Annotated in this window: 21 protein-coding genes; 8 read left to right on the forward strand and 13 right to left on the reverse strand. The window is 64.2% G+C overall.

The features are described 5' to 3' along the window. Positions 1-34: 34 nt before the first annotated feature. From ARADN35_RS0104100 to ARADN35_RS0104135, 8 genes are all read right to left on the reverse strand, one after another. Positions 35-916: a cytochrome c oxidase subunit 3 gene (locus ARADN35_RS0104100; protein WP_029413213.1), complete on the reverse strand. Its 882-nt coding sequence runs from the start codon at positions 914-916 to the stop codon at positions 35-37. Between the two features lie 61 nt (positions 917-977). Then, positions 978-1,202, reverse strand: coding sequence for a DUF2970 domain-containing protein (locus tag ARADN35_RS0104105; RefSeq protein ID WP_010459315.1), 225 nt, complete (start codon positions 1,200-1,202; stop codon positions 978-980). Next, positions 1,199-1,837, reverse strand: a complete 639-nt coding sequence (locus ARADN35_RS0104110) for a cytochrome c oxidase assembly protein (protein WP_010459318.1) — start codon at positions 1,835-1,837, stop codon at positions 1,199-1,201. The genes ARADN35_RS0104105 and ARADN35_RS0104110 overlap by 4 nt, the downstream gene beginning before the upstream one ends. Before the next feature lie 13 nt (positions 1,838-1,850). Continuing rightward, positions 1,851-1,967 (reverse strand): cytochrome oxidase small assembly protein, encoded by a 117-nt coding sequence (locus tag ARADN35_RS28355; protein WP_010459319.1) that lies wholly within the window; start codon positions 1,965-1,967, stop codon positions 1,851-1,853. A 5-nt stretch (positions 1,968-1,972) separates the two neighbouring features. Then, positions 1,973-3,607: a cytochrome c oxidase subunit I gene (ctaD, locus tag ARADN35_RS0104120; protein WP_029413216.1), complete on the reverse strand. Its 1,635-nt coding sequence runs from the start codon at positions 3,605-3,607 to the stop codon at positions 1,973-1,975. A 30-nt stretch (positions 3,608-3,637) separates the two neighbouring features. Next, positions 3,638-4,807 carry a cytochrome c oxidase subunit II gene (gene coxB, locus ARADN35_RS0104125; RefSeq protein WP_010459324.1) on the reverse strand — a complete coding sequence of 390 codons (1,170 nt, stop codon included), beginning with the start codon at positions 4,805-4,807 and terminating at the stop codon, positions 3,638-3,640. 59 nt (positions 4,808-4,866) lie between these two features. Further along, the gene (locus tag ARADN35_RS27175; protein ID WP_029413218.1) at positions 4,867-5,343 is read right to left on the reverse strand and encodes a DUF2244 domain-containing protein; all 477 of its coding nucleotides are present in this window, start codon (positions 5,341-5,343) and stop codon (positions 4,867-4,869) included. Between the two features lie 151 nt (positions 5,344-5,494). Next, positions 5,495-6,397: a class I SAM-dependent methyltransferase gene (locus tag ARADN35_RS0104135; protein ID WP_029413221.1), complete on the reverse strand. Its 903-nt coding sequence runs from the start codon at positions 6,395-6,397 to the stop codon at positions 5,495-5,497. A gap of 34 nt (positions 6,398-6,431) precedes the next feature. Between ARADN35_RS0104135 and ARADN35_RS0104140 the strand changes: the two genes are divergently transcribed. Next, on the forward strand, positions 6,432-7,154 hold the full coding sequence (locus ARADN35_RS0104140) for a ComF family protein (RefSeq protein ID WP_029413224.1): 723 nt from the start codon (positions 6,432-6,434) through the stop codon (positions 7,152-7,154). A gap of 72 nt (positions 7,155-7,226) precedes the next feature. After that, complete coding sequence (locus tag ARADN35_RS25855) at positions 7,227-7,754, forward strand: tRNA (cytidine(34)-2'-O)-methyltransferase (RefSeq protein ID WP_010459333.1); 528 nt, start codon at positions 7,227-7,229, stop codon at positions 7,752-7,754. Between the two features lie 26 nt (positions 7,755-7,780). Here ARADN35_RS25855 and ARADN35_RS0104150 read toward each other — a convergent pair whose 3' ends face one another. From ARADN35_RS0104150 to ARADN35_RS0104165, 4 genes are all read right to left on the reverse strand, one after another. Next, complete coding sequence (locus tag ARADN35_RS0104150) at positions 7,781-8,722, reverse strand: LysR family transcriptional regulator (RefSeq protein WP_010459335.1); 942 nt, start codon at positions 8,720-8,722, stop codon at positions 7,781-7,783. 284 nt (positions 8,723-9,006) lie between these two features. Continuing rightward, positions 9,007-9,471: a MaoC family dehydratase gene (locus tag ARADN35_RS0104155; RefSeq protein ID WP_029413226.1), complete on the reverse strand. Its 465-nt coding sequence runs from the start codon at positions 9,469-9,471 to the stop codon at positions 9,007-9,009. A gap of 96 nt (positions 9,472-9,567) precedes the next feature. Next, complete coding sequence (locus tag ARADN35_RS0104160) at positions 9,568-10,185, reverse strand: ParA family protein (RefSeq protein ID WP_010459337.1); 618 nt, start codon at positions 10,183-10,185, stop codon at positions 9,568-9,570. Between the two features lie 108 nt (positions 10,186-10,293). Beyond that, entirely contained in the window at positions 10,294-10,932 is a 639-nt protein-coding gene (locus tag ARADN35_RS0104165; RefSeq protein ID WP_010459339.1) for a LysE family transporter, read from the reverse strand. 241 nt (positions 10,933-11,173) lie between these two features. On the opposite strand from ARADN35_RS0104165, the gene kefC reads away from it, so the two are divergent. Together kefC and ARADN35_RS0104175 are read left to right on the forward strand one after the other, a co-directional pair. After that, positions 11,174-13,081 (forward strand): glutathione-regulated potassium-efflux system protein KefC, encoded by a 1,908-nt coding sequence (kefC, locus tag ARADN35_RS0104170; RefSeq protein WP_010459340.1) that lies wholly within the window; start codon positions 11,174-11,176, stop codon positions 13,079-13,081. 210 nt (positions 13,082-13,291) lie between these two features. Continuing rightward, positions 13,292-14,722, forward strand: coding sequence for a Fic family protein (locus tag ARADN35_RS0104175; RefSeq protein ID WP_010459342.1), 1,431 nt, complete (start codon positions 13,292-13,294; stop codon positions 14,720-14,722). Positions 14,723-14,787: 65 nt separating this feature from the next. Here the strand turns inward: ARADN35_RS0104175 and ARADN35_RS0104180 are convergent, their stop codons facing one another. Then, positions 14,788-15,186, reverse strand: coding sequence for a DUF7668 domain-containing protein (locus tag ARADN35_RS0104180; RefSeq protein ID WP_010459344.1), 399 nt, complete (start codon positions 15,184-15,186; stop codon positions 14,788-14,790). A gap of 313 nt (positions 15,187-15,499) precedes the next feature. Here ARADN35_RS0104180 and ARADN35_RS0104185 point away from each other — a divergent pair, with 313 nt between their 5' ends. The 4 genes from ARADN35_RS0104185 (at position 15,500) to ARADN35_RS0104200 (ending at position 20,211) form a co-directional block, all read left to right on the forward strand. Further along, positions 15,500-17,704 carry a TonB-dependent siderophore receptor gene (locus ARADN35_RS0104185; protein ID WP_029413234.1) on the forward strand — a complete coding sequence of 735 codons (2,205 nt, stop codon included), beginning with the start codon at positions 15,500-15,502 and terminating at the stop codon, positions 17,702-17,704. Between the two features lie 35 nt (positions 17,705-17,739). Further along, positions 17,740-18,900, forward strand: a complete 1,161-nt coding sequence (locus tag ARADN35_RS0104190; RefSeq protein ID WP_010459349.1) for a PepSY-associated TM helix domain-containing protein — start codon at positions 17,740-17,742, stop codon at positions 18,898-18,900. 112 nt (positions 18,901-19,012) lie between these two features. Further along, a complete protein-coding gene (locus ARADN35_RS0104195) occupies positions 19,013-19,867 on the forward strand; it encodes a hypothetical protein (protein ID WP_010459351.1) in 855 nt (284 codons plus the stop codon). Next, positions 19,864-20,211, forward strand: a complete 348-nt coding sequence (locus tag ARADN35_RS0104200) for a hypothetical protein (RefSeq protein ID WP_010459352.1) — start codon at positions 19,864-19,866, stop codon at positions 20,209-20,211. The genes ARADN35_RS0104195 and ARADN35_RS0104200 overlap by 4 nt, the downstream gene beginning before the upstream one ends. The last annotated feature ends 61 nt before the right edge of the window (positions 20,212-20,272 follow it).

Raw genomic sequence — 20,272 nt, forward strand, 5'->3', positions numbered from 1 at the left:
CGAGGCGCTTTTTTTTGTGGGCGGCAGGCGCTCTTTACATCCAGTAAACCAGCACGTACAGGCCCAGCCATACGACGTCCACAAAGTGCCAGTACCAGGCAGCACCTTCAAAACCGAAGTGTTTCTCCGCCGTGAAGTGGCCCTTTTGCAGGCGCAGGGTAATCACCAGCAGCATCAACATGCCCAGGAACACGTGGAACCCGTGGAATCCGGTCAACATGAAGAACGTCGAGCCGAACACGCCCGAATTGAGCTTGAGGTTCAGATCGGTGTAGAGGTGGTAGTACTCGTACCCTTGCACCAGCAGGAAGACAAAACCCAGCAGCACCGTGGCCCACATGAAGCCGATCGTCTTGCCGCGGTGGTTTTCGCGCAGTGCGTGGTGGGCGATGGTCAGCGTCACACCCGAGGTCAGCAGCAGCGCCGTGTTGATGGTGGGCAACCAGAAAGGGCCCACCGTCTGGAAGGGTTCGACGATGCCAGCGGGTGAAGCGGTCACCCCGGCGGCGAGGCTGGGCCAGACTGCCTTGAAATTGGGCCACAGCAATGCGTTGTCCAGGCTGCCCAGGGCAGGCACAGAATGCGAACGCGCCCACCAAAGAGCCGTAAAGAACGCACCAAAGAACATCACTTCCGAGAAGATGAACCAGCTCATGCTCCAGCGGTAGGACAGATCGATCTTGTGACCATAGAGGCCACCCTGGCTCTCGCGGATGGCATCACCGAACCATTGGTACAGCGTGAACAACCACCATACAAGGCCCAAGGCCAGCGAATACTTGCCCCAGTCGTGGCCATTGATCCACTGGCCTGCGCCCAGAATGACAAAGAACAGACCGGCCGCCGCCATCACCGGGTGACGCGACTCTGCGGGTACATAGTAGTACGGGGTTCCGCCGTGGGTTGATGCACTCATTTCAGCTCCTGACTCTCAAAATCTTTGTTTTCAGTATTTGTTCGTACCAACCAGCACACACTCACACAATCCAGTTCACCAGCCCGATCAGGCCGATGACCAGCAGAAAAACCGCCACCAATCCCACCGCGATGATGTGCAGTGGATTGAGTTTTTCGACATCCTGCTGGTACTCGCTGCCCTTGCGCAGGCCAATCAGCGACCAAGCCACCGCACGCACCGTGCGCAGCAAAGATCCCTTGCGTTCATGCGGCTTCACCACGGGCTGGTCCAATGGGGCATTCATGAGCCCGCTCCTGCCACTGTGGGGATGATGGCAGGCACAGCCAAGTCCAGGGCGGCAGTGGATTCCGGGGCCGCAGGCGTCTTGCCACCCACTTCAAAGAACGTATAGGACAAGGTGATGGTCGTCACGTCCTTGGAGATACGTGGATCAATCACAAACGCCACCGGCCATTCTTTTTTCTCGCCGGGCTCCAGCGTGTACTGGTTAAAGCAGAAACACTCCAGCTTGTTGAAGTGCGCCGCGGCCTGGCGCGGTGCGTAACTGGGGATGGCCTGCGCAGCCATGCGACGGTTCTGGATGTTCTGAAACTCGTACATCACCGTGGTCAGCTCGCCCGGATGCACCTTCACCGAGCGCTGGGCAGGCTTGAAATCCCAGGGGCCGCGCGCGTTGGCATCAAACTCGACCGTGATCGTGCGGGTCTTGTCCACCTGCGTATTCGCAGGCACCTTGACATCCTTGCCCGCCACGCCATTGCCCGGCACCTGCCGCTCGGAGAGCGACAGGATGTTGATGCCCGTCATCTCGCAAATGTGCTTGTAGATAGGAATCAGCACATAGCCGAAAGCGAACATGCCGGCCGCAATCACGACCAGCTTGCCGACCATCTTGGCGTTTTCGCGGTGCAGGCTCATGGAGGTTGCCGGTTCAGCGGGACAGCAGAACTACCTTGACCATGAACCCGACAAAGAAGACAACCGCCACGGACGCCAGGATCAGCGCCATCCGCAGGTTGCTCTTTTTCTGTTCGGGTGTCACGGGCATGGTCTTCAGCCAATCACGCGGGTTGCCGTAGCGTCCAGCTTGGGTGGGTTTTCAAACGTGTGGAACGGTGCTGGCGATGGGACTTCCCATTCCAGGCCTTCGGCGCCATCCCACGGCTTGGCAGCAGCTTTTTCACCCTTGCCACGCATGGCAGGCACCACCACGGCCAGGAAGAAGTACACCTGTGCCAGGCCGAAACCAAATGCTCCGACAGACGCGATGGCGTTGAAGTCGGCGAACTGCATGGGGTAATCGGCATAGCGGCGGGGCATGCCAGCCAGACCCAGAAAATGCATCGGGAAGAAGGTGATGTTGAAGAAGATCAGCGACGACCAGAAGTGGATCTGACCGCGCGTCTCCGAGTACATCACACCGGTCCACTTGGGCAGCCAGTAATACACGCCCGCAAACATCGAGAACAGCGAACCAGCCACCAGCACATAGTGGAAGTGGGCCACCACGTAGTAGGTGTCCTGCAGCTGGATGTCGATGGGCGCCATGGCCAGGATCAGGCCGGTGAAACCACCCATGGTGAACACGAAGATGAAGCCCACGGCAAACAGCATGGGGGTTTCAAACGTCATGGAGCCGCGCCACATGGTGGCGATCCAGTTGAAGATCTTCACGGCCGTGGGCACGGAGATCAGCATGGTGGCGTACATGAAGAACAGCTGGCCGGTCACAGGCATGCCGGTCGTGAACATGTGGTGGGCCCACACGATGAACGACAGGATGGCGATGGACGAGGTGGCGTACACCATGGAGGCATAGCCGAACAGCTTCTTGCGGGCGAACGCGGGCACGATCTGGCTGATGATGCCGAAGGCCGGCAGGATCATGATGTACACCTCGGGGTGGCCGAAGAACCAGAAGATATGCTGGTACATCACTGGGTCACCGCCGCCGGCGGGGTTGAAGAAGCTGGTGCCAAAGTGGCGGTCCGTCAGCGTCATGGTGATGGCGCCGGCCAGTACGGGCATCACGGCGATCAACAGGTAGGCGGTGATGAGCCAGGTCCAGGCGAACATGGGCATCTTCATCAGCGTCATCCCGGGGGCGCGCATGTTGAGGATGGTCACGATGATGTTGATCGAGCCCATGATGGAACTCGCACCCAGGATGTGCATGGCAAAAATGCCGGCGTCCATCGAGGGGCCCATCTGCAGCGTGAGCGGTGCGTACAGCGTCCAGCCAGCAGCGGGTGCGCCACCGGGCATGAAGAACGACGTCACAAGCATGATCGCCGCAGGAATCATCAGCCAGAAGCTGAAGTTGTTCATGCGCGCAAAAGCCATGTCGGATGCCCCAATCTGCAGCGGGATCATCCAGTTCGCAAAGCCCACGAAGGCCGGCATTATGGCGCCGAACACCATGATCAGGCCGTGCATGGTGGTCAGCTGATTGAACAGCTCGGGGTTGACCAGCTGCAGGCCGGGCTGGAACAGCTCGGCGCGGATCAGCAGGGCCAGCACACCGCCGACCATCAGCATGGCGAAGGCGAACAGCAGGTACAGCGTACCGATGTCTTTGTGATTGGTGGCAAACACCCAGCGACGCCAGCCAGTAGGGCCGTGGTGATGATCGTGGCCGTCGTGTGCGTGATCGCCCGCGTGCCCGTGGTTGTCGAGAACTGCGCTCATTTTGGATTCCTCAATACGATAGGGCGGTGATTACTTGCCACGCTGGGCCACGATTTCAGCAGGCTGCACCAGCTGGCCGGTCTTGTTCGACCAGGAGTTCTTCGTGTAGCTCACCACTGCAGCGATATCGGTATCGCTCAGCTGGGCCCAGGCAGGCATCGCGCCATTGGCCGCACCCTTAAGCAGGACCTGGATCTGTTTGGCATGGTCCGCATCCAGCACGATGGCTGAACCATCCAGGGGCTTGATGGGGCCCGCGCCCTTGCCATTGGCCTGGTGGCAGGCCGCACAGTTGGCGGCATAGACCTTTTCGCCACGCTTCGTGATGTCGTCCAGCGCCCAGACCTTGGTGGGGTCATCCAGCTTGGCCGCAGCCTTCTTCTTCTGGTCGGCCACCCAGGCGGTGTAATCCTCAGCGGACACGACCTTCACGTGGATGGGCATGTAGGCGTGTTCCTTGCCGCACAACTCGGCGCACTGGCCATAGTAGTCGCCGATCTTCTCAGCACGGAACCAGGTGTCGCGCACAAATCCGGGGATCGCATCCTGCTTAATGCCGAAGGCTGGCACCATGAAGGCGTGGATCACGTCGTTGGCGGTGGTGATGATGCGGATCTTCTTGTTGACCGGCACCACCATCGGGTTGTCCACCTTGAGCAGGTAGTTGGCGGGAGCGTCCTTGACGTTGCCGCTGTCGGACATCACGCGGTGGCTGCTGTCCAGGGTGGAAATGAAGGCCAAGCCCTCGCCTTCGCCGGTGATGTAGTCATAGCCCCACTTCCACTGGTATCCCGTGGTCTTGATGGTGAGGTCCGCATTGGTGGTGTCCTTCTGGGCCACCAGCACCTTGGTCGCGGGCAGAGCCATCACGATCACGATGATGAACGGAATAATCGTCCAGACCACTTCCACCGTCACCGACTCATGGAAATTGGCCGACTTGGCGCCCTTGGAGCGGCGATGTTTCCAAATCGAGTAGAACATCACGGAGAACACTGCAACAAAGATCACCGTGCAGATGACCATCATCATCCAGTGCAGAAAGTGCTGTTCTTCTGCGATCTTGGTGACGGGAGGTGCCAGATTCAGCTGGTTGACTGCAGGGCCGCCAGGAAGGTCCTGAACGGCATGGGCTGCGGAGCCCACCCATGCACCGGCAATCAGCAGCAGAGAAGCCAGCTTGTTGGAAATGCTCTTCATAGTTCTCACTTACTTCTAAGCCTCAATTTAACCAATCCCTTTCGCGCGCCTGCGTGGGGTCAGGCGGCGCGCAAGGCCATGCGGATCTCCGATGCCAGGGCCGGTCGAAGTTCGGGGCGCATGTAGCGCCCCACTTCCACCGTACGGCCCTGCGCAGACAGCATGATCAGCGAACGGTCTCCGGACTTGGGCTCTACGCGAACCCAGGTCCGATCAAACTCGGCGCGTTCCAGTTTGCCTGCCGTCTCCAGTTCCACCACAAGGCGTGAGCCCTGCAGCGAAATCCTCTCGCCATCCGCCGCATGGCGACCGTACATGGCGAATGCAACTCCTACAGCCACGATTTCAAGCCATGCAAAAGGCATGACCAGACGAGCACCGAGTATCCAGAAGCATGTTGCGATACCCAGGGACACGACACACAAGGACAGATACATCCACCCCAACTGCGCCGGCGTGACCGAACAGTTGCGAACGAGACGCCAGTCAATGCGCTGACCCGACACCGTGGCAAAACGAAAAACCAAGCCCGTCACCGGAAGTGCTCACAAGACTGCCAGCCGTGGTGCCCGTCTGCCGTTGGCAAGACAGGCGCAGCCAGCAAAGTTGCGCGGGAAGATGCCCAAAATCTCAATAACCCGGAATTGTAGCGTGCCTTGTTCCATGTCATTGACACGCCGTTACAGGCTAGTTCTCTTTGCCGCCCTGGCGCAACATGGTGCGCATGTCCTGCAGCGACACAGCACTGCTGGAACTCACCCGCACACGCGGTGCAGGCTTGAAGGCATGGCCATAAATGATTTCGAAAGTCAGTGCCAACTGACCTCCCTGCTGCGGATCTGCCAGCCGAAGCGACAGTGCCTGATAGAGCTTCTCGCGCCAGCGCCGGCCGCGCAATGAGGGAAAGCGATCAGGGTGCAGGTTGCAGCCCAGCTCGCGCAGCTCCTGAACCAGCCGCTCGGGTGTGGCAAAGGTGAGCGTGATGCGCTCCATGTCCATCACCGGTTCGGCAAAGCCCGCATGCACCAACATATCGCCCCAGTCGTGCATGTCCGTGAAGGCGTGCCCAGCTGCGGGCCAGCCCAGCTCGGCATACACCGCGTGCAGTTCACGCAGCGTATCGGGCCCCAGGCAGGAAAACATCAGGTAGCCATCTACCGCCAGGGCACGGTGCCACTGCGCGATCAACGCCTGCGGGTCGGCCGCCGTGTGCAGCGCCATGTTGGCCCAAAGCATCTGCACACTGGCATCCCCAGGCAGCCCCAGCTGCGGGTTGCCAGCACTCCAGCGGGCAGGGCTCCACCAGGGCTTGGCCAGTGCCTGCCGGGCGGTGTCCTCACAGTGCACGGCTGTTTCGTAGATCTGGCAGCGCGCCTTGGGATAGCGCGCGCTCACCAGCGCATGCGCCTGCAGGCCTCCACGCACTGCGTCCCAATGGCACCACGACTCGGGGGCCTGGCGAATCCACTGCAGGCGGTCCTCCATGCGGCGGGCCACTTCTTCATGGAGCCAGGGGGACACAGCGGGGGCCGCTGCATGCCAGCGGGCTGCAGCAACGGGATCAATGGTGGGAGGACGCTCGGAGGACATGGCAGGGCACTAGGACGCGCGAGTATATTGATTCATGCCTCTTACCGGTTTGACAGGGATTTCGCGCCATCTCCGCGCCTGGGCGGACAAAGTGCCCAGCCAGTGCGCCTTTTGCCACGCGTGGCCCTCGCAGCGGGTCTGCAACGCCTGCGTGGCGCGATTTGCCCAGCCCGCCACGCGCTGCCAGCGCTGCGCCCTGCGGGTGCCCCCGGGCGTTGCCATTTGTGGCGCCTGCCTCCAGAGCCCGCCCAGCTTCGACGCCTGCATCGCCGCCGTGGACTACGCCTACCCCTGGGCCGATGCGCTGGCGCACTTCAAGTTTCGCGGTGATCCAGGATGGGCCAGGGCCTTGTCCACGCTGATGCGCAGCACGCCCTGGATGGAACCGGCGCTGGAAACCGCAGACCGCGTGCTGCCGGTGCCCCTGTCCACAGAGCGTCTGCGCGAGCGGGGTTTCAACCAGTCGGCGCTGCTGGCAGGGCACCTGGCGGGGCCCAAGGCCGACCACCGCACCCTGCTGCGCCTGCACGCCACCGAGGCGCAAAGCAGCCTGCCGCGGTCACAACGCCTGCGCAATCTGCGGGGCGCTTTCGCCGTCGAGCCTGCCCGCGCTGCGGCCCTGCACGGCCAGCGGGTGGTGCTGATTGACGATGTGATGACCACTGGCGCAACGCTGCAGGCGGCCACCCTGGCACTGCGCGAGGCGGGCGTGGCGCATGTCACCGCCGCCGTCCTGGCGCGCACGGGGCTGGATTGAAAAGTACCAAAGGGATACTTTTGATTACGAGCGGTTGCTCAACTCACACGACGAGCGATGACAATTGTGGGCATGTTCCATATCGTCCTCGTCGAACCCGAGATCCCGCCCAACACCGGGAATGTGATTCGCCTGGCGGCCAACACGGGATGCACCCTGCACCTGATCGAGCCCCTGGGGTTCTCGATGGAAGACCGCCAGATGCGGCGCGCAGGGCTCGACTACCACGAGTACGCCCAAGTTCAAGTCCACCCGGGCTGGACGGCCTTCCTGCGCAACGCCCAGCCTGACCCGACACGCATGTTCGCCATGACCACGCACGGCTCGCAGCCGGTGCATTCCACCTGCTTCCTGCCGGGCGACTGGATGGTGTTTGGGGCCGAAACGCGGGGGCTTCCGCCCGAGCTGCGCGAGAGTTTTCCACCTGCGCAGCGCCTGCGGCTGCCCATGGTGGCGGGCCAGCGCAGCCTGAACCTGTCCAACGCCGTGGCCGTGACGGTGTTCGAGGCCTGGCGCCAGAACAGTTTTGCCATGCCCGACGGCGAAATTACCGTGGAGCCGGAAGGCACCATCATCAGCGGATTTGCCCAACTGGGTTGATAGGCCACTTGGCCCGTGGCCCCGGTTTATCTGGCCTGCCCGCGCTGTTCAGCCATGGCCAAAGGCACCTGTTCGCTGAGAAAGTCCAGGAACACTTTCGTGCGCGCGGGCAACATGCGGCCTGACGGCAACGCTGCATAGATGGTGTAGCGCGAAAAGATCCACGCGGGCAGGATATGCACCAGTTCCCCCCGGGCCAGGTGCTCTTCCGCCAAGAGACGTGAAGTCACGGCCACCCCTGCGCCGTCCACCGCCGCGCGCAGCAGCAGTTCGGTGCTGACAGACTGCAGCACCGCCGGCACGTCGATTTCCTGGGCCGGCAGGTTGCCGTTGATGGATTGCAGGCGCAGCTTGCGGCCAGGCCCTGTCTGGGAACGGGCGGCCATGCCGGAATCGCGCAGGTAGTCGTGTTGCAGCAGGTCCTGCGGCTCGCGCGGAATGCCCTTGCGCTCCAGGTAGTCGGGCGACGCCACCACAATGGCCTCGCCCTGCAGCAGCGGACGCGCAACGATGTTCGCGTCGAAGTCCTCGCCCGCCACCATGATGGTCACGTCGTACTCATCCACCCGCGCCGAGGCATAGGCGTCCAGGTCAATATCGAGCAGCAGCTTGGGGAACTCGGCGTGCCACAGCGCCACCATGGGCGCCAGAAAATTGGTGGCCAGCACCGGCGCCGCAACGATGCGGATGGTGCCGCGCAGATCGCGCGTGTTGGCGGCCGCCGCCGCTTCGGCGTCGTCGATCTCGTGCAGGATGGTGCGCACCCGCTGCAGGTAGGCGTCGCCCGCGTCGGTGAGCGCCAGCTTACGGGTGGTGCGTTGCAGCAGCCGCGTACCCAGGTGCTGCTCCAGCTCGGCCACCATGCGGGTGACCACAGGGGGCGACATGTCCATGGCGCGGGCGGCGGCGGCAAAGCCGCCCTCCTCCACCACACGCTCGAAAATCTTCATGGCTTGCAGACGGTCCATGGTTCAAGCCTCCTGCCTAAAAACACGAGCGTCTAACGAGAGCGCAGTCCGTGGAACACGCGCGATCCAGGCCAGCGACCGCCGCGCAAGGGCCACCCACGCTGCGCAGCGGCGCTTCACTTGCGTGCGCTGGCGGTGTCCCCCCTCCCGAATGGCGCAGCCATTCGAGAGAAGGGGCTGAGGGCCGCGGCTCCATGCCTGCCTGCGCAGGCATGGACGTGCCCGAAGAGCCGTCGCCTCTGGCGGCGGCACCGAGCGGCGCAGCCGCTCAGGGGGTTGTCCTGCTACGCCGGGGCGCCGAAGTTGCGCGCCAGCGATTCCGCCACGCACACGGGCTTGTCGCTGCCTTCGCGTTCCACCGTCACCAGCCAGGTCATCTGCATGCCATCGGGCGCAATCGGTTCGGCAGCCTGCAAGGTCAGTCGCGCACGCAGCCGACTGCCCACCGGCACCGGCGACGTGAAACGCACCTTGTTGAGGCCGTAGTTCACGCCCATGCGCGCGCCCTCGATGGTCAAGCCCGTCTCGAAGAACTGCGGAATCAACGACAGCGTGAGAAACCCGTGCGCAATCGGCGCGCCAAACGGCCCGGCCTTGGCACGCTCGGGGTCCACGTGGATCCACTGGTGGTCGCCCGTGGCCTGGGCGAACAGGTTGACCTGTTCCTGCGTGATGGTGATCCAGTCGGTCACGGTGACCTCCTGGCCCACGCAGGCGCTGACTTCGGAATATGAGCGAAAGATTTTCATCGTTGCAATGTAGCCCTGCACCCAGGCGCGCCTTGTCTGCCGTGTGACAGGTGTTTTCCCGGGGGCCTTGTTGTACGTTCTGCTTCACGCTGTCCTTCAAGAATTGAGCCACGCACAGATACCCTGCCATTGCTCCAGGTCGCGTGCCACGCGGCCCGGCGCCACGTCAAACAGCGTGAGACCGTGCGCCGCCAGATGCACGTAGTTCTGCGTATCGCGCAGATAGCCCAGCACCGGAAACCCCAGGTTGTCCACAAAGTGGTGCAACTGCTCGGCGGCCTTGGTGCGCGCGTCCACGCGCATGCCCACGATGCCCACCTGCACGCCCGCCGCGTGGCGATGTTCGGCCAGCTGGTCCAGAAAGCTGCGCGTGGCGAAGATGTCGAACACACTGGGCTGCAGCGGCACGATGATCTTGTCGGCCAGTTTGAGCACGTCGTTCAGGCGCCAGCCGTGCAGGCCGGCGGGCGTGTCGAGCACCGCATGCGTGGTGCCCTTGGGCGGGCGGCTGATCACATCCGAGCTGCTGTCCCAGGCGCCGATGGCGCGCGCGGCGGGAGGACGCAGGCCCAGCCAGAGCTTGGCGGACTCCTGCCGGTCGGTGTCGCCCAGGATCACGGGGTGCCCCTGGCTCGCAAAGTAGCCCGCGATGTTGGTGGACAGCGTGGACTTGCCCACGCCACCCTTGGGATTGGCAACAACAACTACTGGCATGACAACCTCCTTGGAATCTGCGGGCCCATGAAAAACCAAGCCAAATCAGCCTCTGGCGCTTGATTGACAAGCGCCAGAGGCTATCAAAATCAAAGCATCAACATCCCATCAAGCGTGTTGCCCGCCACGCTTGACGAAGAACAGCCCGGCGCCCACCGCCATCAACAGGCCACCAAACACACGGTTCTGCGTGCGCACGGCACGGGCACTGCGCATCAGGCGGCGCAGGGCGCTGGCGCCAAAAGCGTAGCCGTGCATCACCACCACGTCCACCGTCAGCGTGGTAGCAGCCATCACGAGCAACTGGCTCCACAGCGGGCGTGTGTCGGTCATGAACTGGGGCAACACGGCCACCATGAAGATGATGCCCTTGGGGTTGGTAGCATTGGTCAGGAAACCCGTCAGGCAGCGTTTTTTCCAGGTGCCTGCAGACGCAGCCTCATCGCCTTGCACGGGCGATACATCGCCGGCACGCCACTGGTTGAAGCCCACGTAAATCAGGTAGCAGGCGCCCAGCACCTTCACCACGCTGAAAGCCACCTCGGACGCCAGCAGCAGCGAACCCACACCCGCCCCGGCGATCAGCAAAATCAGCAGCAGGCCCAGTTGCAGGCCAAAGATCGTGGCCCCCGTCTTGCGCACGCCGAACGACAGGCCATGGCTCATCGACAACACAGCCCCCGAGCCCGGCGACACCGCAATCAGGCACGATGCCGCGAAAAAAGCCAGCCAAGTCTGCAAGTCCATGAGTCACCGTGCCCGTGTGCGAAGAAGGGCAAACATCTTAACAACGCCCCCGCTCCGCTGCGACGATCTGGAAAAAAGTACCCTCTAGCGCACAACCAGCAAGCGCCGAAAGCTATCAAAACAGAAGCACTCTATTAGTGTGCCACGCGCGCCCTCCCACATCGCTGCGGCAATGCCAGAATCCTGACACGCCCGCATCCCTGCGACACCTCCCCCAACGCCATCGCCCGCATCTCCCTCTATGGAACACGCCCCCACCTGGCTCACCTACGGCTTCCTGTACCTCACCGCCGCGGTGCTGGCCGTGCCCATTGCCAAGGCGCTGGGCCTCGGGGCCATCATCGGCTACCTGGCGGCGGGCATCGCCATCGGGCCCTGGGGCCTGGGGCTGGTGAGCAACGTGCAGGACATCCTGCACTTCGCTGAATTCGGCGTGGTGCTGATGCTGTTCCTCGTCGGGCTGGAGCTGCAACCGAGCCGCCTGTGGGCGCTGCGCCGCCCCATCTTCGGCACCGGCACCGCCCAGGTGCTGGGCTGCGCGGCCGTGCTGTTTGCGCTGGGTGCCCTCGCCGGCCTGCCCTGGCGCGTGAGCCTGGTGGGCGCCCTGGGCCTGGCGCTGTCGTCCACGGCCATCGCGCTGCAGTCGCTGGCCGAGCGCAATCTCATGCGCACCCAGAGCGGGCAGGCGGGCTTTTCAATTTTGCTGTTCCAGGACGTGGCGGCCATCCCCATCCTGGCCTTGCTACCCGTGCTGGGCGCCGCTGCGGGTGATGGCGCCGGCCACACGCCGGGCGAAGTGGCGCTGGAGGTGCTCAAGATCGTGGGCGTGATCGCCGCCATCATCCTCGGCGGGCGCCTGCTGCTGCGCCCGGTGCTGCGCTGGATCGCCAAGAGCAACACGCCCGAGATCTTCACCGCCGCCGCGCTGCTGCTGGTGGTGGGCATCGCCTACCTGATGGTGATGGTGGGGCTGTCGATGGCGCTGGGCGCCTTTCTGGCCGGCGTGCTGCTGGCCGACAGCGAATACCGGCGCGAGCTCGAGGCCGACATCGAACCCTTCAAGGGCCTGCTGCTCGGGCTGTTTTTCATTGCCGTGGGCATGAGCATCGACTTCGGCGTAATCCTGCGCTCGCCGGGCCTCATGGCGGCCATCCTGGTCGGCTTCCTCGCGGCCAAGGCCATCGTCATCTACACCCTGGCCAAGGTCGTCAACATCCCCTACCAGGAGCGCCCGGTGTTCACGCTGCTGCTGGCGCAGGGTGGTGAATTCGCTTTTGTGGTGTTCCAGGCCGCAGCCGGCGCCAGCGTATTCCCGGCCGAGACCGCGTCTCTGCTCATCGGTGCCGTGGCGCTGTCGATGCTGATCAGCCCGCTGCTGCTCGTGGTGCTGGACCGCGTGCTGCTGCGCCGCTACGCCAAGCTCAAAACCACGCCCCAGGCTGAAGAAATCTCCGAGCCCCAAGAGGCGCCCATCATCATCGCGGGCTTCGGCCGCTACGGGCAGATTGTCTCGCGCGTGCTGCTGGCCCAGGGCCTGCGCACCACCGTGCTGGACCACAGCGTGGACATGCTGGAGGTGGCACGCACCTTTGGCTATCGCGTGTTCTATGGCGATGCCACGCGGCTCGACCTGCTGCGCATCGCGGGGGCCGAACACGCCCGCATCCTGGTGGTGGCGGTGGACGACGCCGAGCAATCGCTCCAGATCGCCAAGCTGGCACGCGAACATTTCCCCCACCTGCAGGTGGTCGCCCGCGCACGGGACATCTCCCACTGGAACAAGCTGCGCGACCTGGGCGTGACCCTGGTGCAGCGCGAGCTGTTCGAGTCCAGCCTGCAAAGCGCCCACACGGTGCTGGAGCTGATGGGCCTGCCCGCCGCGCAGGCCACCGCCATCACCCAGCGCTTTCGCACCCACAACATCGCACTGGCCGACCGCATGTACCCGCACTACAAAGACCAGGCCAAGTTCATCGCCGTGGCGCGCGAGGGGCGCAACCAGTTGGCAGAGCAAATGGCCAAAGAGCGGCAGGAGAGCGCGGCGATGGGGGCCGTTGGCGGCCAGTACCCGGGGTATGGCGGGGTGGACGGTGCACAAGAAGGCGATGCGGCTGCCCATGCAGCAGATCTGGATAAAAAGAGGCCGTAGCGCTTACCCGTCAAGCGCAAACAGCTATATTTTTCGCAGTAACTATCGGCAATCCATCCCGGGTGGATGGGCTGCATGCCAAGGGCTTAGCTGCGAGAAGCACCACGCCATGACGCGCAAACCGCTTTCGCGACAGAATTTTGTCGCTTAAACTACTTTCACGACAAAAGTCTGTCGCGATTTGCGTTTACGACACCAGGAGCCCCTGCCATGCCCCGCCCTACCCTTGCCCAGGAGCTGGACCAACTCGCTGTGTTGATTCACAACGCAGGCCCCGCCGGAGTCGGCAGCGACGCCCTCTTGCAACTGCTGGGGGGCACCCACGAGCGCCGCACGCTGCAGCGCCGCCTGGCACGGCTGTCAGAGCAAGGGCGCATCACGGTGCGCGGCGAGGGCCGGGCCACGCGCTACCACCCCAGCAATCCAAGCCATCCGCAGCAACCGCCTGCCGAAGCCGCGCCGCCCGCAGCATGGGGGACCGCCGCACCCGCCATCGCCGACTACGTCCCCACATCCGCAGAAGGCGCAGAAATCCGTGCCGCCATCTCCCAGTCGCGCCATCTGCGCAAACCGGTGGGCTACCAGCTGGACTTTTTGTCGCAGTACCACCCCAACGATACGGCCTACCTGCCGCACGACCTGCGCGAGCAACTGCATGGGCTAGGCCGATCCCCCGCCGACCAAACCCCCGCAGGCACCTTCGCCAGAGACATCCTCAACCGCCTGCTCATCGACCTCTCCTGGGCCTCGTCCCACCTCGAGGGCAACACCTACAGCCGCCTCGACACCGAACGCCTGATCGAGTTCGGCCAGGCCGCCGAAGGCAAGAACGCGCTGGAAACCCAGATGATCCTGAACCACAAGCAGGCCATCGAATACCTGGTGCTCCAGCCCGAAAACGCACAGGTACGTACTGACACGTTGATAGCGCTGCACGCCTTCCTGTCCGACGGCCTGATGGCCGACCCCGCCTCCGTGGGCCGCATCCGCCGCCGCGCCGTGGAGATCGGCGGCAGCGTCTACCTGCCCATCGCCCTGCCCCAGCGGCTCGAAGAACTCTTCGGCATCGTCACCCAAATGGCCGCCGAGATCACCGACCCGTTCGAGCAAGCCTTCTTTTTGATGGTGCACCTGCCGTACCTGCAGCCGTTCGAGGACGTGAACAAACGCGTATCGCGCCTGGCGGCCAACATCCCGTTCATTCGCCACAACCTGTGCCCGCTGTCGTTCATCGACGTGCCGCAACAAGCGTATGTAGACGCCATGCTGGGCGTGTACGAACTCAACCGCGTGGACCTGCTGCGCGATGTGTTCGTGTGGGCCTACGAGCGGTCTTGCCAGCAATACGTGGCGGTGAAGCAGAACCTGGTGCCGCCGGACATTTTTCGACTGCGCCACCGGCAGGCACTGGCAGAGGTGATTGCGGCCATCGTGCGACAGGGGGAGGCGGCTACGGAGGATGCTGTGAAGCGCAGGATGCCTGCTTCTGTCCCAGAGGCCGACCACACGCATTTTGTGCAGCTGGCGCTGGCCGAGTTTGGCGCGCTGCATGCGGGGAATGCGGTGCGGTTTGGGATTCGGCCGTTGGAGTTTGGGGAGTGGGCAGGGCGGGATCGCGGGGATGCAAGTCATGGCGCCTGATTCGAATCTCATCCACAGGGCAGCCTATCGACAGCTGACTTCCTGAGGATGCAGAGTCGCCACTGTTACGGCACATAGACCATCAGATTCTTGAATGCGAAACCTGAGTCCAGAGCTAAGACACGAGCACTCAACACGAGATCACTTCGTCCTTCGGACTGCGTCCATAGATCCACCAGAACGCTCCAGTGCTTGCCGGATCGGACGCAGACGGAGGACTCCCAAGTGTCTTCCGGCAACTCCGTGAGCACAGCCCCGTAATCTTCGACGTAGTCACGGATTCTTGCCGCTGCCTCCAGCGAAAGCGCCTCTGCTCCGGTCTCGACATCTAGCAGACGGTAGTTCTGTTGGGCGAAAGCAAGAACAATCTCCCGGAATACTGGCCGCCAGGCGGTGGGAACAGGCTGCTCTGTCGAGCCGTCTTCGGACGGCAGTACTTCAACACTTGAACTCCGATTGCTCATGCTTTGATCGCCTCACTTACAAATTCAAAAAGAACGGGACTTCTCCCGTTTCGGCCATTCAGCATGGAACTGCTGCGGGCGAAGTTTCCCATTCAAGATTGGAGACTGAAGGCATCTGTTCATTCAGTGCGCTTTCACAACATGAACGTCGCTCGCAGCAAAGCAGCAGAAAACGACTATCTCGGTAGCACCTTTTTAATTTTCAAACGATAACTATTCGCATTAGAATTCACCTCACAGCCAGCCAGCGTCCCGGACACACAACGCGAGCCAGTGCACCTCGCGTTTTTGCCCACTCTCCACCGGGACCCCCATGTCTTCTCAGCCCTCGCGTGCGGTGTCGCCGCGCTCTTCGCTCGCCCGTCTTCGTTCGCCCTCACGTCCGTCTGCCCGCCAGGCCACCCTCTTCGCCCTGACCCCGCTGGCCTTGTGCCTCGCGCACGCCGCCATGGCGCAGCAGGCCGATGCAACGCCAACCGCCGACCCGGCCGCAGCAGCCACCAGCGCCACCGCCCCCCAGCTCCAAGAAGTCCGCATCAACGCCAGCACCGAAAAAGACATGGGCTTTGCCCCCGTCGAGGCACAGACCGCCGGCAAGGCGCCCATGCGCCGGCTCGAGACCCCGCAGTCCGTCAGCGTGGTCACGCGCGAGCAGATGGAGTCGCGCCAGATCGTGAACGTGCAGCAGGCGCTGCAGACCGTGGCGGGCGTGAGCCCCGTCAACTTCGGGCGCCGGGGGTTTGACGACATCAACATCCGTGGCTTTCGCTCTACCGAATCCATCCTGGTCGATGGCTTGGTGCAAAGCCCCGGCATGTGGGCCAAGCTGCAGCCCTACGGCTACGAGCGCTTCGAGGTGCTCAAGGGCACGGCATCTGTGCTGTACGGCCAGGTGCAGCCCGGCGGCATCGTCAACGCGGTGAGCAAGCGGCCCAAGAAGGATGCGCTGAACGAAGTGGGTGTGGAAGTGGGCAGCTTCGGCCAGCGCACGCTGCAGGCCGATGTGAACAAGCCGCTGTCCGAATCGGGCAAGACGGCGCTGCGCATCAACGCCCAGGTGTCCGACTCCGACGACCCGACGCAGTTCGTCTACCGCAAGGACCGGTGGTTCGCGCCCTCGCTGTCCATCGACCTGGGCGCGCAGACCGACCTGGTGCTGTTTGCCACCTACAGCCGCAGCGAGTGGATGCGCCAGCAGGGCATCACGCCGTACGGCACGCTGCTGCCCAACCGCAACGGCACGCTGTCCCGCACGATGTTCACCGGCGACCCTGCGTTCGGCGTGTACGACGTGGAGAGCACCACGCTGGGCTATGCGCTGGAGCACAAGGTGTCCGACGCCATGACCTTCCGCCAGAACGTGCGCTACGAGACCGAGAAGGGCACGGGCAACTTCGTCTCCAACCAGGCGCTGCAAGCCAACCAGCGGCTTCAGAACCGCCAGGCATCGCGCCAATACATGGACTACGACCTGCTGGCCACCGACACCTCGCTGCTCACGCGCTTCGAGGCGCTGGGCATGAAGCACCAGTTGGTGACCGGGCTGGACGCGCGCTCCGGCCACTCCTACCTGGGGCAGCGCCGCTGCACCATCGGTGCGCTCGACCTGTTCAACCCGGTCTACGGCATGTCCGCTAGCTGCCCCGTCAATCTCACCAGCGATGCCCCCGAAAAACTCAATGTGATGGGCTTGTATGCGCAAGACCAGATGAAGTTCGGCCAGGGCTGGACGGCCCTCGTGGGCCTGCGCCGCGACTGGTCGACCAACGACATCGACGACAGGGTGGCCCGCCAACAAACCCGCCAGAAGGACAACGCCACCACGCTGTCCGCCGGCCTGGTGTATGAGTTCAAGCCCGGCTGGGCCGCGTACGGCAGCTATGGCGAATCGTTCCTGCCTCAGTCGGGCCTGACGTTTGCAGGCTCGCCTTTCGTGCCCGAGACCGGCAAACAGTGGGAAGCCGGCGTGAAGTACGAGTCGCCCAATGGCCAGCTCACCGGCGCACTCGCCGTGTTCGACCTGGTGCGCGAAAACGTGACCACCGCCGACCTAGTCAACACGGGCTTCAGCGTGCAGACCGGACAGCAGCGCGCACGCGGCCTGGAGGTGGAACTGGGCGCGGACATGAAGAACGGCTGGAAGCTGACCAGCGCCTACACCTACACGCAGTCCAAGGTCACGCGCGACAACAACGCCGCCATCGTGGGCCTGCCGCTGAACCTCACGCCGCGCCACACGCTCACCGCCTGGGCCACCTACAAGCTGCCAAAGGTCCAGCGCATCACGCTGGGCATGGGTGGGCGCTACGTCAGCGAGCAGATCGGCTCCTACCCCTTCACGCTGCCGTCGTACGTGGTGGCCGATGCGTCCATCAGCTACGCGGGCGACAACTACCGCGTGACGGCGGGCGTGAAGAACGTGTTCAACAAGGCGTACTACGACGGCGCGATCAATGCCAACGTGGTGTCGCCCGCGTTGCCGCGCAGCTTCAGCCTGGGCGTGACGTACTTCTTCTGACCGCAGCGCCATCACCCCGCCACCGCGAGCCGACCATGACCAGCCAGCGCACCCTGAACCGCCTTTTCGTCCTGCACTCCTGGGCGGGCATCGTCACGGGGCTGCTGCTGTTCATCGTGTGCTTCTCGGGCGCGGTGGTGGTGTTCAAGAACGAGATCGACCTATGGGCCAACCCGTCGCTGGCCCAACTGCCGCGCTCTGAAAAACCCGCATCGCTCGACGCGGTGCTGACCCAGTTGCACACACGCTACCCCGGCGCCACGGTGGAGACCATCGCGCTGCCCGATGCGGTCAACCCGAGCTACTTCGCCTTTGTGCGCGAGCGCGGCGCGCCCGCCAACACGCGCACCAAGGTGGCCCTGCGCTCGGACACGGGCACGGTGGTGGGCCCCGTGGACAGCCAGCTCGGCCAGTACCTGCGCATGCTGCACGTGTTCCTGTTCTTCGGGCCGCGGTGGATCGTGGGCTTTCTCGGTGCGGCCATGCTGGTGCTCATCGTCACGGGCATCGTCATCCACCGCAAGATCCTGGCCGAGCTCTTCACCCAGCGCTGGGGCCGCAGCTTTCGCGTGGTGATGTCCGACCTGCACAAGTCGGCAGGCATCTGGGGTCTGTTCTTTCACATCCTGATCGCCACCACGGGCGCCTGGATGGGCCTGGCGCCGCTGTTCGAGCAGGGCTACAAATACGTGACCACCGCCAACAGCAGCACCAGCGGCACCGATGCAGCCAAGGCCCCCAAGCCTGCGCGCAAGGCCGCCGGCGATGCCGCCGAGCCCGTGCGCATGCAGTCGCTCGATGCCCTGTACATCACCGCGCAGCAGGCCGTGCCGGGGCTGGAGGCGCGCTATGTGTCGATGCGCCGCTGGGGCACCGACACCGCCGAGGCGGGCTTTACCGGCAACCTGAGCGACCACCTGGCCAGCACTGCGCGGGTGGACATCAACGCCGCCACCGGCTTGCCCAAGAAGGTGCACGACCCGCGGACGGCGGGCTTCTGGTCGCTGGTCAACGGCCTCATGGAGCCGCTGCACTTTGGCGACTTTGGCGGGCTGACGCTCAAGTGGCTGTATTTCTTGCTGGGCATGACGCCCGCGTTCCTCTCGATCTCGGGCACGCTGATCTGGCTCGACGCGCGCCAGCAGCGGCGGCGCGAGGCCGAGGCTACTGGCGGCGGCATCGCGGCGGCGGGCTGATGGCCATTGAACCGTTCATGCTGAGCCTGTCGAAGCGCCGCACCAGGCTTCGACAGGCACAGCCCGAGCGGCATTGAATTCCAGGCTCCCCGATTCGTTTTTCTCCTTGACCATGCAACGCTTCTTCCTGGCCCTGCACGCCACCACGCCCGCCGCGCTCGTCGTGGCAGTGTTCGTGCATTTGTGGGGGCCCTCCGGCCTGCCCTCGCTGGCACAGCGGCCGGTGTGGGCGACCTGGGTGCTCATAGGAGTGTGGCTGTTGATGTCGGTCGTGAGCGCGTGGGCACTGCGCACGCTCGCGCTGTGGCGGGTGGCGCTGGGCGGTGCGGGCTTGATGCTGGTGGTTGCCGGCGTCGTGGGCCTGGTGCTGGGCAGCGCACACGCGGCGGGCATGTGCGCCAGCCTGGCCGCCGTGGGCCTGGCTGGCGCTGGCATCGCCGCATTCATCGGGCCGCAGCGGGTGCAGGCGCCCCGGCGCAAGGCAGCGCGGCACGCCACCGTGGCCACGTCGGGCCCTGCAGCGCACCCGGTCGCTCCCCGTCCGCGCTGGCATCCGCGCGGCTGGGGCCGCTTTGTGGTGTCAGCGCATCTGTCCTTCTGGCTGAGCGGCCTGTTGGCCGTGGAGTCTTTCCGCCTGGCCCACATCGTGGCCACCGAGCCCGCACGGTCGTCCGGCATGCTGGGCCTGCTGCTCGCCTTCTTTATCGCCCTGCCCGCTGCCACACTGCGCCACTGGGCGCCGCGCACCACCGTGCTGCTGTGGGTGCTGGCCGCGCTGGCATATGGCGGCCTGGCGGCCAAGGCCGGGCTGCTGCAGTGGGTGGTGGCGTCTGCATTGTGCGCATTGGCAGCCGGGGCCCCACTGCTGTTGCGCGCGCGGCGGGCACTGCGCTGGCGGCGGACGGGCAGTAACGCGCCGCACGCTCCAGCCCCAGCGGCTGACCCACACCCGCCGGAGGCTGCATGAACGAACTCACCGGCCTGTGTGCCGCACTCGCCTCGCTGATGGCCCTGACCTGCTGGGCACGCGCCGTGCCTACCCGTGCATGGGGCGACGGCAGTCCGGCACCCCGCCGCGCCTGGGCCGTGGCGCTGGCCACCATCGTGCTGCAGGTACTGACCGCCACTGCAGCGGCGGGGCTGGCGGCAGGGGTCACCCTGGTGGTCGCCGCGTGGATGGTGCTGGGCTGGCTGCTGGTACTGGCCATGAACCAGTGGCCTACCGCCAGCCTGCATTGGGCTCGCCGACTGGGCGGGCTGGGCGGCGCGGGCTGTGTGCTGGCACTGGCGCGGCACTTCTTCCAGGCCTGAGCCTTCTTTCTTCAATCAAAAAGGCCGCTACCGCTGGATAGAAAAGCGCAAGCAGCTACTA

This window comes from Acidovorax radicis N35, from assembly GCF_000204195.1.
GTDB lineage: Bacteria > Pseudomonadota > Gammaproteobacteria > Burkholderiales > Burkholderiaceae_C > Acidovorax > Acidovorax radicis.